Source organism: Bacillus mycoides (assembly GCF_001757995.1).
GTDB classification, from domain to species: Bacteria; Bacillota; Bacilli; order Bacillales; family Bacillaceae_G; genus Bacillus_A; species Bacillus_A mycoides_B.
In genome coordinates this window covers 151,597-165,653 of sequence record NZ_LXLV01000009.1, presented here as the reverse complement: position 1 = coordinate 165,653, position 14,057 = coordinate 151,597, and the positions used below count along the sequence as shown (strand labels likewise).

Annotated in this window: 13 protein-coding genes; 7 read left to right on the top strand and 6 right to left on the bottom strand. The window is 34.5% G+C overall.

Annotated elements, in window-relative coordinates; genetic code table 11:
* Positions 1–98: 98 nt before the first annotated feature.
* A complete protein-coding gene (gene yfkAB, locus BWGOE10_RS02215) occupies positions 99–1,226 on the top strand; it encodes a radical SAM/CxCxxxxC motif protein YfkAB (RefSeq protein ID WP_070140751.1) in 1,128 nt (375 codons plus the stop codon).
* 38 nt (positions 1,227–1,264) lie between these two features.
* On the opposite strand, the gene BWGOE10_RS02210 is transcribed toward yfkAB, so the two are convergent.
* On the bottom strand, positions 1,265–2,062 hold the full coding sequence (locus BWGOE10_RS02210; RefSeq protein ID WP_070140750.1) for a YfkD famly protein: 798 nt from the start codon (positions 2,060–2,062) through the stop codon (positions 1,265–1,267).
* 81 nt (positions 2,063–2,143) lie between these two features.
* Positions 2,144–3,199: a calcium/proton exchanger gene (cax, locus tag BWGOE10_RS02205; RefSeq protein ID WP_002125016.1), complete on the bottom strand. Its 1,056-nt coding sequence runs from the start codon at positions 3,197–3,199 to the stop codon at positions 2,144–2,146.
* Between the two features lie 179 nt (positions 3,200–3,378).
* On the opposite strand from cax, the gene BWGOE10_RS02200 reads away from it, so the two are divergent.
* The 3 genes from BWGOE10_RS02200 (at position 3,379) to BWGOE10_RS02190 (ending at position 4,786) form a co-directional block, all read left to right on the top strand.
* Complete coding sequence (locus BWGOE10_RS02200; protein ID WP_070140749.1) at positions 3,379–3,795, top strand: pyridoxamine 5'-phosphate oxidase family protein; 417 nt, start codon at positions 3,379–3,381, stop codon at positions 3,793–3,795.
* A 156-nt stretch (positions 3,796–3,951) separates the two neighbouring features.
* Positions 3,952–4,098 carry a BH0509 family protein gene (locus BWGOE10_RS02195; protein WP_000817786.1) on the top strand — a complete coding sequence of 49 codons (147 nt, stop codon included), beginning with the start codon at positions 3,952–3,954 and terminating at the stop codon, positions 4,096–4,098.
* A 259-nt stretch (positions 4,099–4,357) separates the two neighbouring features.
* Positions 4,358–4,786: an EamA family transporter gene (locus BWGOE10_RS02190; protein WP_070140748.1), complete on the top strand. Its 429-nt coding sequence runs from the start codon at positions 4,358–4,360 to the stop codon at positions 4,784–4,786.
* 13 nt (positions 4,787–4,799) lie between these two features.
* Here the strand turns inward: BWGOE10_RS02190 and BWGOE10_RS02185 are convergent, their stop codons facing one another.
* Positions 4,800–5,393 (bottom strand): DedA family protein, encoded by a 594-nt coding sequence (locus BWGOE10_RS02185; protein WP_002115865.1) that lies wholly within the window; start codon positions 5,391–5,393, stop codon positions 4,800–4,802.
* Positions 5,394–5,871: 478 nt separating this feature from the next.
* On the opposite strand from BWGOE10_RS02185, the gene BWGOE10_RS02180 reads away from it, so the two are divergent.
* Complete coding sequence (locus tag BWGOE10_RS02180) at positions 5,872–8,640, top strand: tetratricopeptide repeat protein (RefSeq protein WP_070140747.1); 2,769 nt, start codon at positions 5,872–5,874, stop codon at positions 8,638–8,640.
* A gap of 135 nt (positions 8,641–8,775) precedes the next feature.
* On the opposite strand, the gene lepB is transcribed toward BWGOE10_RS02180, so the two are convergent.
* Entirely contained in the window at positions 8,776–9,312 is a 537-nt protein-coding gene (lepB, locus tag BWGOE10_RS02175; protein WP_070140746.1) for a signal peptidase I, read from the bottom strand.
* Between the two features lie 186 nt (positions 9,313–9,498).
* Here lepB and BWGOE10_RS02170 point away from each other — a divergent pair, with 186 nt between their 5' ends.
* Complete coding sequence (locus tag BWGOE10_RS02170) at positions 9,499–9,783, top strand: hypothetical protein (protein ID WP_000867042.1); 285 nt, start codon at positions 9,499–9,501, stop codon at positions 9,781–9,783.
* 54 nt (positions 9,784–9,837) lie between these two features.
* Here BWGOE10_RS02170 and BWGOE10_RS02165 read toward each other — a convergent pair whose 3' ends face one another.
* On the bottom strand, positions 9,838–10,518 hold the full coding sequence (locus BWGOE10_RS02165; RefSeq protein ID WP_070140745.1) for a lysoplasmalogenase: 681 nt from the start codon (positions 10,516–10,518) through the stop codon (positions 9,838–9,840).
* Positions 10,519–10,641: 123 nt separating this feature from the next.
* Positions 10,642–11,592: a DMT family transporter gene (locus tag BWGOE10_RS02160; protein WP_070140744.1), complete on the bottom strand. Its 951-nt coding sequence runs from the start codon at positions 11,590–11,592 to the stop codon at positions 10,642–10,644.
* Positions 11,593–12,016: 424 nt separating this feature from the next.
* On the opposite strand from BWGOE10_RS02160, the gene BWGOE10_RS02155 reads away from it, so the two are divergent.
* The gene (locus BWGOE10_RS02155; RefSeq protein ID WP_070140743.1) at positions 12,017–13,942 is read left to right on the top strand and encodes a heavy metal translocating P-type ATPase; all 1,926 of its coding nucleotides are present in this window, start codon (positions 12,017–12,019) and stop codon (positions 13,940–13,942) included.
* Positions 13,943–14,057: the final 115 nt, after the last annotated feature.

Genomic DNA, 14,057 nt, shown 5'->3' with positions numbered 1-14,057 from the left:
CTTTTTTCGCTAAAAAGTTTCACTTTATAAAAAGTGCATATTCTTCTATTATAGAGAATGGACAAATTGTTATTTCAATAGTCAAAGGAGTATTTCATATGACGATATCACAAAAAATGAAGCCGATTACTCCTTCTTACGATCCATGGGAAGCGTATATGGACCTTGAAGAGTACGGCAAACTACTATTAACAAACGTTGAGTTTACAACGACGACGTTATGCAATATGCGTTGCGAGCATTGTGCTGTTGGTTACACATTACAGCCGAAAGATCCAAATCCGCTTCCGATGGAGCTTTTATTAAAACGATTAGATGAGATTCCTCATTTACGTTCTTTAAGTATTACTGGCGGAGAACCTATGCTTTCAAAGAAATCCGTCGACAACTATGTAACACCACTCTTAAAATACGCCCATGAACGAGGCGTTCGCACTCAAATCAACTCAAACTTAACTATAGATTTAGCACGTTACGAACAAATTATTCCCTACTTAGATGTATTGCATATCTCTCATAACTGGGGAACAATTGATGACTTCGTTGAAGGCGGATTTGCAATGATGGAGCGTAAACCTACTTATGAACAACGTGCAAAATTATTCGAAAGAATGATTACAAATAGTAAAGCTCTATCAGATGCAGGTGTACTCGTATCAGCCGAAACTATGCTGAATAAACGAACTCTACCACATATCGAACATATTCATCGTCAAATCGTTGAAGAAATGGGTTGTAAACGTCATGAAGTGCATCCGATGTATCCAAGTGACTTCGCTAGCACACTTGAAATTTTAACAAAAGACGAAATTCGACATGCAATTGAACATTTATTAGAAATTCGTGATGAAAATGTATGGATGTTATTTGGAACATTACCTTTCTATGCATGTAGTGATGATGAACGCGATTTAGCTACATTTAAGAAATTACATGAAAGTAAAAACGTAACTGTCCGTAATGATCCAGACGGTCGTTCTCGTTTAAACGTAAATATTTTTGATGGAAATATTATCGTAACTGATTTCGGTGATGTCCCGCTTCTAGGTAATATACAAACAAATACACTACAAGAAGCTTATGACAAATGGTGTGAATCAAAAACAGCAAAATCATTAAGCTGTCACTGTCCTGCAGTTAAATGTCTTGGACCAAATGTTCTTGTAAAAAATAGCTACTATCCGCAAGAAGATTTCTTATCAAAAACATCAAACCTTATGTTATAAATAAAAAAACGTCAGCCGGTGTGCTGACGTTTTTTATTTCATTGTGCGTGCGATGAAGAAATAAACTTAAAAAATAAATGATCATGAATTGGAATAGCAGCTCCGATTCCTTGAGATGTAATATTTTTCACGACAAGCCTTTTTTGATTCCCTTTTAACACAAGGTAGACTTCTCCAAATGTTACTTTTCCTTTTTCATTTACTGCTGGTGTATACGCATATAAATATCCAAGTTGACTTGGACTAATATTATAAACACGCTCATGTCCAGTACCATAACCAATGGTTGTTTTAAATGAAAGTGGCAATTGTACTTTTTCAAGCGCTTTTAGAAGCATCATTTTTTTCACATCTGTAGCATCTTTCATATCTGCTGTTAAATCACCTTCGATTGTCTTTTGGGTTTCTTGCTTATAGCGAAGTGGGTATAAGCGATCACCTCCGCGATTATCATATACATTTCGATTTACTTGCTTATATTCCCAATTAATCGATGTATCTATCGACTCATAATTTAATGCCCATTGACCTAAATAAATTTTCGCCCGGTACCCTACCGCAAGCGGTGCATTCGAAATTGTTGTTTCATTAAACATTCGAATTAAATCAGGATTTTCAATTTTGATATTTGCTGTTTTCAATAGTTCTTGAGCAAACTTACTTGGCTGTAAACGCGGTAAATCTTGCGCGTCATTTGGGAATGTATTATCTTTTGAAATATTTAAAACAGATGAAGGCATTTTTACTTCTACCGTTGTCTTTGCGAAACTACTGTTAGGAAATAATAAAATAAACGAGACCATGGTTGAAAGACATATGCTGTATACTCGTTTCACCTGTCTGGCTCCTTCCTATGTAAAGGTATATATACTACTTTGTTTATTGTTTTCTCTCAATACAATTGTTATGCCTATTTTTCATAATAAATAAAAACCAATTCCCATAATGACATACGCTGCTAATAAAGTGCCACCTTCAAACCAGTTTGTATCTCCATCATTTGAAATCGCAATGGTTAAGAAAACGGCTGTAATCATGGAAACAAGTTCTGGTATTGTAAATACTAAAGGCATCTTTTGTGCAAAAAGCATCGAAAGAAGTACTAACACGGGCGCAACAAACATGGCGATTTGTAATGTAGAACCTACTGCAATTTCTACTGCGATATTCACTTTATTTTTATATGCCATAATAATCGCAGATGCATGTTCTGCTGCATTACCAACAATTGCAACGATAATAACCCCTATAAATAACTCTGACCAGCCAAACGACTTTGCGACCGTTTCAAAAGTATGTACGAGGGCCTCTGACACATAAGCAACTGCAAGTGTTGCTATCGCTAAAATGAGTAGCGCTTTACCTTTTGACCACTCTGGCTCTTCCTCATGCGCTACTTCATCACTTTTATGTTGATATACACCACGGTGCGTAACTAACTTAAATAGCAATGCAGCAAGGTACATAATAATCATGATAATAGAAACACCAATACTTAATTGATACGTCTTTCCAGCATCCATCTTCATTGAAAAAATCTCTGGAATAACAAAGGCTACGACAACAGCAAATATTAATAAAGCTGAATTATGTCTTGCATCATAAACATTGAAACTTTGTCTTTTATACTTAAGGCCACCTATAAAGAAGGATAACCCTCCTACCAGTAATAAGTTTCCAAGTACAGAACCAGTTAAGGAAGCTAAAACAACTTCTGTTAATCCTGCCTGAAGTGCAAAAATTGAAATGATAAGTTCAACGGCATTACCGAAAGTTGCATTTAATAAACCACCTATCCGAGGCCCAGAAACAATTGCTAAACTTTCTGTCGCCCTCCCCATAAAACCTGCTAATGCAATAATAGTAATGCAGTATACAGCAAACATAATGGTTTGTGGCCAATGAAGTGTTTTTCCGATTACAGAAAGTGGTACACCTATAAGCGCTACTATAAGAAATATTTTATTAAACATGCTTTTCATCCTTCCATCGTATGTATTTCTCCTCGATATTATTATTATTCATCTCCTAATTTGTCCGATTTCATCACAATTACGTTTAAAAAATCGGGTTGAAGAAAACAGTATGAAAGATATTTAAATTATCTGGTTCAGACAGAAAAAATTACAAATTATGAAAAGAGGTTAAAAATATGCACTTAAAAGAAAAAATCGCAACTATTATTCAAGGTCAACGTACTGGTGTATTATCTACTATACGTAACGATAAGCCACATGGTGCCTTTATGATGTTTTTCCACGAAGATTTTGTACTATATGTTGCAACAGATCGAAATTCAAAAAAGATAACAGATATCGAAAAGAATCCAAATGTACATGTACTACTTGGGCGAGAGGGAAAGAAATTAGATGAAGATTACATTGAAGTTGAAGGTATAGCTTCCATCGAAGAAGATCAAACGTTAAAAAACAAATTTTGGACTAATAGCTTAAAACGCTGGTTACTCGGTGCGGAAGATCCTAATTATGTACTAATTAAAATCAATCCCGACACAATTTATTACATCGATGGTGCTGGTACGACCGAGCCCGAGTTTTTACGACTTTAAAATGAAAACAAGCCCCCCTTAGGTGGGCTTGTTTTGTCGAAAGGTTCTTCTGAAAAAAACAATAAAATAGGTGGAACTTTCTAAAGATTCTGTTATATAATAGCAGTAACTTAAATAAACTGTATTAAAACAGATTGAGGGGAGAAATAAAAATTGATGAAAAGAGAAGAACGAAAAAACATGATTGAGTTTATTGAAAAGAAAAAAGGGATTGAACGTGACGAATTATTATTTATGACGGATGATGAAGTAGAGCATATTTATAATGTAACGTACTTTTTATATGAAGAAATAGCAGAGTAGTATAATAAACCCCCACCTTATTAAATATATAGGGCGGGGGTTTATTTCGTTATTTATCACGCTATTTGTGGGCAATAAAACTCCCACCTCAAAATTCAGGTGGAGCAAAGAAGTTAGGCGGGAGCCCTGCTGCCCGTAAACGCCCGATTGGTGAAGGCTAATAATCAATGGGGAATGCTCCCCCCCACTGATTAAAGTTTCACTTTATACATGAGAATGATTTTCATGTATAATAATGTAAGATTGGAGGAATGTCACTATGAGTTCATGGCTATTATTCGCACTATTATCAGCAGTTGCCGCTGCCCTCGTATCTATTTTTGGAAAGATCGGCTTAGATGGAATCGATGCCAACGTCGCAACAACTATTCGATCTATTATTATGGCATTATTTATGGTAGGAGTTATTATTATACAAGGTAAATTTCAAAATATCGGTGATGTACTCCTAAATAAAAAAGCACTGCTATTTATCACATTAAGTGGAATCGCTGGTGCTTCGTCATGGCTATTTTATTTTCTTGCATTAAAAACAGGAAAAGTTTCACAAGTAGCACCTATCGATAAATTAAGTGTAGTATTTTCCATTATTCTCGCGATGATTATATTAGGTGAAAAGTTAAACTTTATGACTGGTATTGGTGTAGTCTTTATTACAGCTGGTGTATTATTTATTGCTTTCAGCTAAAAAACCGCTATTATTAGCGGTTTTGCCTTTTCCTTATGTAAATCCACACAATCAATGTTACAATTGCCGAAACTAATAAAATCCATATCCCATAATGATGTAAACTATATTCAACAAAGCGCCACTTCTCTCCCAGTTTCCAACCTAGGCCAATAAAAACACTTATCCAAATTAGTGCACCACCGTAAGCATACAAACAAAATCGCCACAATGTTAAATTTGAAACTCCAGCAAAATATGCTGTTAAATGACGTACTCCCGGTATAAAGTAACCAATCATTAAAAGAAATGGACCGTATTTTTCAAATAGAATATGTGTTTTTTCAATATGATGTTCCTTAATTCTAACTTTCGGACCATATTTTTTTAAAACAGGGAGCCCAAGTTTTAAACCTAATATGTAACTTAATGTAATGCCAAGCATTGCACCTGCCATTCCACTTAAAAAAGCAGCTGTTCCTGACATAACTCCTTTTGAAATGTTATAGCCAATAAAAGTCAATAAAAACTCATCCGGTATAGGTAATCCAACAATCCCGCCAGCTAAAGCTATAATAATTCCAAAATACCCATAATGTGCGATTAACTCGCCAATATGTTGTTCCATTCGGAAGACACATCCTATACACGATCGTTATTCCATATTGTGCCCATTCTATCTTTAAGACAAACATGGTATACATATTCACTATACATTGTTTTTATAATGAACTCTACTTCTATTCCATTCCTTAAACAGAGATTTAAGCAGTGGTTTTTTTTATCCATCACCACTCATTATTATCTCGCACCAATCTGGATTTTACGGGCAGCAGGGCTCCCACTTAACTTCCTTGCATTCACTAAATTTTGGAGTAGGAGTCTTACTGCCTATAAATAGCGAGATTAAAAAATAAAAATTCATAGGCTTATTTTTTTGTTACAATAAAGGAAAGTTACTTTTTGCAACGGTTTAACTCTCAGGAAAAATGATATATCTAGCAAAAACATAGTTTGGTCTATATAATGCAACTTCTACCTATTAGAGTAACATGCACCCTTTTACATACAACATCATTTTTCTAAATTATACAGGGGGAACGAACATGACCATTGAAAAACAATTTATCCAAAAGATTTACTATAAAACATTTTTAACAGAAGACTCTTCCATTCCGGTAGCGGAAGTACTCGGTGAAGCATATATAAATGAATCAAAAAATGAATTCTCCAATATATCTAATATTCGCTTCGCACAAGGTGAAGTTTATTTTCAAACTAACGACTTTGAAGCCGCTATATTCAAATGGGAGAAAGTAAATAATGAACTTGCTCTCTGGGCTATGAAGAATATTGCAGATGCTTATTTCGAATTAGGTTTCTTACCAAAAGCAGAAGAAATTTATACATCTATCCAAACAGAAGATACAACTCTTACGATGGAAGTTTCCCTACAACTTCTTTCTCTTTATATAGAGCAAAATCGTTTAGGACTAGCATTTAAGACGATTAGCGAAGCTGTTGCATTTCAACCAGACTATCCAAATATTACTGCAATCGCTCGATCGTTCTATGAAAAACAAGAAGATTGGAATAATGCTATTGAACTCGCTGTTCAAGAAGGAATTCGAACAAAATCATTACACTGGTTCGATACTTTAATCAATTATGTGAACAGAGGCTTTACTAAAAAAATTAAACCTGAGTATTTCTATGAATCTTTAAAAGCCTTATATACAATTGATCAAGTTCAATTTAAAGAGCTTGTTATCTCACTTTGGAACAGCTATGAAAATGAATCATTCCATCTACCTTGGATTCAAACAATAAATCACCTATTCTTACATATTGAAGTAGATGCTCATGACGATTGGAATGAAATTTCTACTCGCTATCAAGAGACGTACTTCGAATTGATTACTGGACAACATTTCATGCACGAATTACAAGGACTTGTACCAGATTTATTAACAAATTGGTTTAGTTTAACGAGAGCGGAAGATTCTTTACTTGTCTCCGCAGCAGTATTAGCATGGAATGAAGTTTCACCGACAACTCTAGAATCATTACTCGTAAAAAGCGCAGGTGCCTTACTTTCAAATGCATCAGCTCATGCAAATGTTGATATGGCAGACGTATCAGCATTATTTGAAACGATTGCTGTATGGGCTGAGAAGAATGATGTAGATTTAGGTCATCAATTCACACTACTTGTTCGTGAGTTATACGATTTAACTGTTACACAACTTCTAGTAGCAGGAGCTAGCGATTATGATAAATCAGCCTTTATTAACTCTATACTAGGAGAAAATATATTAAATGAAGCTATAACAACTTCAATTACATTTAAAGATAATAGTCAAACTGAAATAACTGAGCTTACAGAGCTAGATATACGAAATATACCAAACTTTGACGAACTTCATAACATACTAGCGGTACCTTCTCAGTCAGAGCTAGAAAGAAAATGTATTGAAGTTAAATTACCAAGTAGATTTTTACGAAAAAATAAGTTTTCATTCCTTGTCACACCTACTGTGCATGGACAACTTGACAAAAACAGCTCTCACTTTGAATACTTACAGGCAGCAGATAGTCTCATCTATGTACTAAATTCAGCTTCACCATTACATGATGAAGAGCTCGATACATTATTATATATTCGTGAGCAAGTACCAAATTTACAAATTCAATTCGTCTTACAAACAATTGATACGAATACTAGTGAAAATATTACGAACAGCATTAAAAAGAAAATACTCATACATTTCCCAGAAGCACAATTTTTCCCTTACTCTCCTTCACAGGAGAGTAGTGAACAGCTAGGTAACGTAACAGACTCTATTCTTTCTAACCTTACTCAGCGTAACGTGGAAAAAGAACGCATTGAAAAATTATTATGGTTTATCCAAAAAACAATTGCATACCTTGTAAATGAACGTGTGGAATTAGAAAATACGTTAGTGAAATCCGTCCGCTGGAATAAACATATTTTAGTAAAACTTGATGGTTTTATTAATAATCTTACTGCCATTCAAAAAGATAAAATTCGTTCTATTACAGAATCTTATCTCTTAACAAAAGAAGAGATTACGCAGGATATACATTCTCAAATTCCTGAATTGTTGCAGAGTTGCTCTGATCTTGTTCAAGAAGATAGTGATTTCAAATTGGTCCATGAAGAACTAAATGTAGCAATGAATGAAAGAATTCAAAAACATGTACAGCAAGTGCTTCTTCCTAAATTTACTCAATCTATTCAAGAATGGATTGAAACTGCTCATAATGAATTCATTCAAGCTCAGGCTTATTTAGATGAAATGGGCGATACCTTTAATAAGCTCTATGAGGAAGAGCGTATTAAACTTCCTTGTGATTTCAAATTACTAGACGACTGGGATAGAGATGTTGCAAGAATGACGAATAGAATTACAGTAGCTAACATCAATATTTTATTACGCTTTACACCGACACAATTTTTCTTAAAGAGTGCAGGGAAATTATTCGGTAATATGCAAAAAAATCAATCTATGCTATCAAATAAATATAAACAATATATTGAAACAGAAGATTATACAGAAGTTGCTCAGATGATTTCAAAACAATTCTTCCTTCAATTTGAAGTATTTGAAGGTGCGCTAGAACGTGATATCATGATGTTCTTTAAGGACCCTCTTAGCATATTGAAACAAACTGTAGAAGCAGCCCAACTTGAAATACAAGAAGATGAGCAAACTTTAACAAAGCTAAGAACGAACCCAGAAACTTATCATGATCCTTTAACACTCTTTAAATTGCAATTTTTACAACGAAAATTCATGTTAAATATCGACCAAAATAATGAACATATCGCTTCACAAGAAACAATAAAGTGAAACTATAATCAGTGGGGGTTTTGTTCATCCCCCACTGATTATTAACCCTCACCAATCGGGCGTTTACGGGCAGTAAAACACCAACTGTTTAAATAAGAAAAACCAAGCAACTAATTCGCTTGGTTTTTCTTATTTTTAATCTACAATTTTCACATGTTCAAATGGATAATATATCGCCATGAGCTTTCCTAATACTTCTGTTCTATCAATGAGCCCTAAGCCGTTCCTACTATCCCTACTAACTAAACGATTATCTCCCATCACAAAAATTTTATTTTTAGGAATTGTAATCGGTCCAAAATCTTCAGTTAAATTGATAAGTAATTTTTCTGCCTGTTTTTTATTATTCTTTAAATACTCTTCGTTTTTCACTTGATGATTAACATATAATTGATCATTTTTCATCTCAATTACATCTCCTGGCAATCCGATAACTCTCTTCACGTAGAAATTATCTGTCTTCACGACAATAATATCCTCTCTCTCATAACTTTCAAATCTCTTTGCAAGTTTATTAATAATTACTTTATCTCCATCTTGTAACGTCGGCCTCATCGATGCTCCTTTTACAGTCGTAGGAAAAAACAAAAAGATTTTCGCCAAAAACACCAATAAACATGCAATTGCAATTATTTCAAAGAATTCACGCAAACGTTTTTTCTTTTGCATCATTCCACCATCTCATCATCTTTTTATTTTTATTATAAAGACTTCAACTGATAAATTTCCACAAAATTCTGAATTGCAAAATTCTAATATTACAAAATTTAAAATAACAATATTCAAAAATGTATTATTTTGATATAATATATCTTGCATTCATTATTATATTTTTATTTAATTAGGAGGACTTTTTCTATGAAAGTTATGCTTAAAAATGAAAATACCGGTCAAATTAAACAAGCAAAAATTGGTTTTAGTTGGACTGTATTTTTCTTTGGTTTCTTCCCTGCTATATTCCGTGGAGATTGGAAATGGTTTTTAATTATTTTAGTAGCTAGCATGTTTACATTCGGATTCTCTAACCTAGTCTTCTGCTTTATTTATAACAAGCTTTACATCAATGATTTATTAGCTCAAGGTTATAAAGCAGCTGATGAATATAGCCTTTCTGCTCTACAACAAAAAAACATCGTAGCGTAGTAACAAAAAAGATACTCTCAAAATAGTCTATCTACTATTTTTGAGAGTATCTTTTTATAACCCTACATATACAATACACATCTGCGCTGCAACATATGTAACCCAAATCCAAAGTGGTTCATACTTCAGTTTGCGCCCCCCGATATCTGTCACACCGATAATAAAATCAGAAATCACAAACAATAAACCACCAAGTGCTGGCACCAACCATATTCCTGTATTCTCGTAATATAAGGCGAATGCAAAACATGCCATTCCTCCAACCCACAAACCGTAAATTAGAGCCCCTACCGTAAACAATTTATCCTGTTTTTCATTTCGAATAAAGAAAAACCAGCCTATAATTAGAAAGAGTCCGTATACGAGTAAACCGATCCAAAAACCATTCCATGAAATACCTGTTTGTAAAAACGCTTTCACATAGAAACAATGTGCAAGAGCGAAAGTGACCATTCCTCCAATTAATCGATGACCAATTGGAATTAATCCTGCCATAAATAAATCCCCTAAAGTTGATAAAGTCATACCGAGTGCAACCCACGTACTGTACTCAACCGATGGATCTTGTAACCATATCCAAATTGCACTTCCTGTTAAAGAAAAACTAAGAATAAGACGAACCGCTAAAGGTAACGGCATATTATTTCTCGTTCTTTTCGTCTGTCCTATTGCATAAATTGCTCCCATTAAAAAAAGAATAATTTGCCCGACTAACACAATGTAAAGTACATTCATAATATGTTCTCCTCAATAAATGCTTTTTCTATCTTTTTTTCGTTACATATAGCACGTTCTCCTTTTTCTATGTAAAAAAAGAAGAACAATACTGTTCTTCCATTTTAATCGTTTTTCTGTTCTCTATGCTACTTGTTTTTCTTGCTCAACTTTCTTTTTAACCGGGTTACGATTTACTACAATAATTCCGGCTGCGACACATGCTAAACCAAATAGTACAAAGGAATGAATTGCTTCCCCTAAAATCAGACTTGATAGTAGCACACCAAACACTGGTATAAAGAACATATACATCGAGACTTTCCCTACTTTGTTATACTTCATAATTGTATTCCATATACAGAATCCCGCTGCTGATAAGAACGATAAATATATGAGCATAAGTATTGCATGTAGATTAAATGCGAATGGCATCATTCCAACTTGAAATGCCCCTATACATAGCAACCCAATTGATCCGAAAATCATCTGATATGCTGTCATATACCCAATATCTAACGTTTTACTACCTTCTTTCGCTAATATGTTTCCATACGAATACATCATGGCTGCCCCAAGAAGTAATAAGCTACCTATTCCAAAATGAAATGATAAACTTCCATCACTCGGTACATTCACTAAAATCACACCACAAAAACCGATAGCTACTCCAATTACTTTTCTCCTATTTAGAGCATCATCTTTATATAAAAAGTGTGCGAGTAAAATTTGAAAGAATGATGATGTTCCTGAAATAATCGCTCCTTCAATTCCTGAGCTGTAACTCATTCCAATATAAAAACATATATATTGAAGAAAAGTTTGAAACAAGCCAATTTGAACTAACTGCTTCCCTGTTCCTTTTTTGAACTTCATATCTTTTCCTAACGCTTTAAAAAATAATAAGAGCATTACACCAGATAAGAAAAAGCGATAGCCAGCAAATAATATTTGTTCCCCGACTTCTTGTGGCTGAATTCCAAGTTCACCATAGCTTAATTTAATAAAGGGAAATGCGCTTCCCCATAAAAATGTTGCTACTATTGCAGCAATAAACACGCCAATCGGATGGATAAAAAATTTCTCTGTCTTCAACTTGATGTCTTCCTTTCCGACCTTTTTATGAACAATATTCATATATACCAAAGGAAATGCGAAAACACAAGTTTTCAGTTTATCCCGCTATTTGTGGGCAGTAAAACTCCCACCTCAAAATTCGGCTGGGCAAAGAAGTTAGGTGGGAGCCCTGCTGCCCGTAAACGCCCGATTGGTGAGGGCCAATAATCAGTGGGGGATGAACAAAACCCCCACTAATTAAAGTTTCACTTTATACTAAAACAAAAACATATCATCTAAGAAAAACATATGCTATACTATAGAATAATTACAACATAATAACTATTAAAATCAGATTCAACAGAAATGCTGCTATCCATTATGGATGGCAGCTTTCGTCGTTTTATAGGGGTTTCGATTTTGATTCTTTTTCTCAATAAGAATTCGGAAGGAGCGAGTATTAATGAACGCAGAAGTAAAAACATTACAAGCACAAAAAGATATTTCTCATCCCTCTTTATGGGATACATTAAAGAAACATTATGAACTTATATTTGCAATCGCATCTGGTATTTTTATTTTAGCTGGTTGGTTATTCACAAAAAATGATGCAATAAGTGCAGGTATTACTTTCTATATCCTTGCTTATGTAATTGGAGGATTTGCAAAAGCGAAAGAAGGTATTGAAGACACAATTGAAGAGAAAGAGCTAAATGTTGAAATGCTCATGATTTTTGCAGCTATCGGTGCCGCAGTTATCGGTTACTGGGCAGAAGGTGCTATTTTAATCTTCATCTTTGCATTAAGCGGAGCAATGGAATCTTATACATTAAGTAAAAGCCAAAAAGAAATTTCAGCGCTTCTTGATCTACAACCTGAAGAAGCATTACGTATTTCACACGGAACCGAGGAACGTGTTCCAGTTGGACAATTACAAATTAACGATATTATTTTAATTAAGCCAGGTGAGCGTGTTCCTGCTGATGGTACAATTCATACTGGTGAAACAAATATTGATGAAGCTGCTATTACAGGAGAACCTATTCCAAATGAGAAAAAATTCGGCGATGAAGTATTTGCCGGCACTGTAAATTTACGTGGTGCTATTGAAGTTAAAATTACGAAGCCGAGCGATCAAACATTATTCCAAAAGATTATTCGTCTCGTTCAAAGTGCACAAAGCGAAAAATCACCATCACAACTATTCATCGAAAAATTTGAAGGAACATACGTAAAAGGTGTACTACTCGTTGTTGCGCTTATGATGTTCGTTCCTCATTTCTTACTTGATTGGAGTTGGAATGAAACGTTTTATCGCGCTATGATCTTACTTGTAGTCGCTTCTCCTTGTGCGCTAGTTGCAGCTATTACACCAGCAACTTTATCAGCAATTTCAAACGGAGCGAGAAACGGTATTCTCTTTAAAGGTGGTATTCATTTAGAACGTCTAGCTTCAGTAAAGGCGATTGCCTTTGATAAAACGGGAACATTAACACAAGGAAAACCTACTGTAACAGATGTATATGTTCGAGAAGGCATAGCAGAAAGTGAAGTACTTTCTATTACAGCAGCGATTGAAAGTCACTCTACACATCCTTTAGCAGAAGCGATTGTTAAATATGCAAAACATGCTTACGACATTACGATAAAAAAACCAGAAAACGTTGAAGATGTAACTGGTTTTGGATTAAAAGGAATATTAGAAAACAAAGCTTATAAAATTGGTAAAGCTGATTTTATCGGAGAAGAAATAAAGACATTTCATAATGGCATTTCTGCTTCACTTGAAAAAGAGGGAAAAACTGTCGTTTATATTAGTGATGAGGATGGTATTCTTGGACTGATCGCTTTAAAAGATACCCTTCGCCAAGAAACGATAGCGGCTATTCGTGATTTGCAAAGCATTGGTGTCGAAGCAATCATGATTACTGGTGATAATGAAGAAACAGCAAAAGCAATTGCCAATGAAAGTAATATAAAAGAATATTACGCATCATGTTTACCGGAAACAAAAGTTGAAACGATAAAGCAGTTAAAAGAAAAGTACGGCATAGTCGCCATGGTTGGAGATGGTATAAACGATGCACCTGCCCTCGCTACTGCTAGTATTGGTGTTGCAATGGGTGAAGGAACAGACGTAGCATTAGAAACTGCAGACGTTGTACTTATGAAGAATGAATTATCTCGACTTTCCCAAGCTATCCGTTTATCAAAAAGAATGAACCGTATTGTGAAGCAAAACGTTATCTTCTCTTTAGCTGTCATTGCAATGCTGATTTGTTCTAACTTCTTGCAGTTTTTAGCTCTTCCATTCGGTGTTATTGGACATGAAGGAAGTACCATTCTTGTAATTTTGAATGGCTTACGATTATTAAAAGGAAATAAGTAACGGGTCCCTGATAAAGGACCCGTTTTTTTAATGGTAACTATTATGACCGTTCGCACTACTGCTCGTTTTATGCTTTGGATGCGAACTGCTCTTTTGTTTATTATTGCTTTTATTA

What these genes read in the sequence shown, in the direction of transcription:
- BWGOE10_RS02190 (WP_070140748.1), top strand. Translation starts at nt 4,358, where the DNA reads ATGAGTTCATGGCTATTATTCGCACTATTATCAGCAGTTGCCGCTGCC.
- cax (WP_002125016.1), bottom strand. Translation starts at nt 3,199, where the DNA reads ATGTTTAATAAAATATTTCTTATAGTAGCGCTTATAGGTGTACCACTT.
- BWGOE10_RS02170 (WP_000867042.1), top strand. Translation starts at nt 9,499, where the DNA reads ATGAAAGTTATGCTTAAAAATGAAAATACCGGTCAAATTAAACAAGCA.
- lepB (WP_070140746.1), bottom strand. Translation starts at nt 9,312, where the DNA reads ATGATGCAAAAGAAAAAACGTTTGCGTGAATTCTTTGAAATAATTGCA.
- BWGOE10_RS02195 (WP_000817786.1), top strand. Translation starts at nt 3,952, where the DNA reads ATGAAAAGAGAAGAACGAAAAAACATGATTGAGTTTATTGAAAAGAAA.
- BWGOE10_RS02155 (WP_070140743.1), top strand. Translation starts at nt 12,017, where the DNA reads ATGAACGCAGAAGTAAAAACATTACAAGCACAAAAAGATATTTCTCAT.
- BWGOE10_RS02185 (WP_002115865.1), bottom strand. Translation starts at nt 5,393, where the DNA reads ATGGAACAACATATTGGCGAGTTAATCGCACATTATGGGTATTTTGGA.
- yfkAB (WP_070140751.1), top strand. Translation starts at nt 99, where the DNA reads ATGACGATATCACAAAAAATGAAGCCGATTACTCCTTCTTACGATCCA.
- BWGOE10_RS02165 (WP_070140745.1), bottom strand. Translation starts at nt 10,518, where the DNA reads ATGAATGTACTTTACATTGTGTTAGTCGGGCAAATTATTCTTTTTTTA.
- BWGOE10_RS02180 (WP_070140747.1), top strand. Translation starts at nt 5,872, where the DNA reads ATGACCATTGAAAAACAATTTATCCAAAAGATTTACTATAAAACATTT.
- BWGOE10_RS02200 (WP_070140749.1), top strand. Translation starts at nt 3,379, where the DNA reads ATGCACTTAAAAGAAAAAATCGCAACTATTATTCAAGGTCAACGTACT.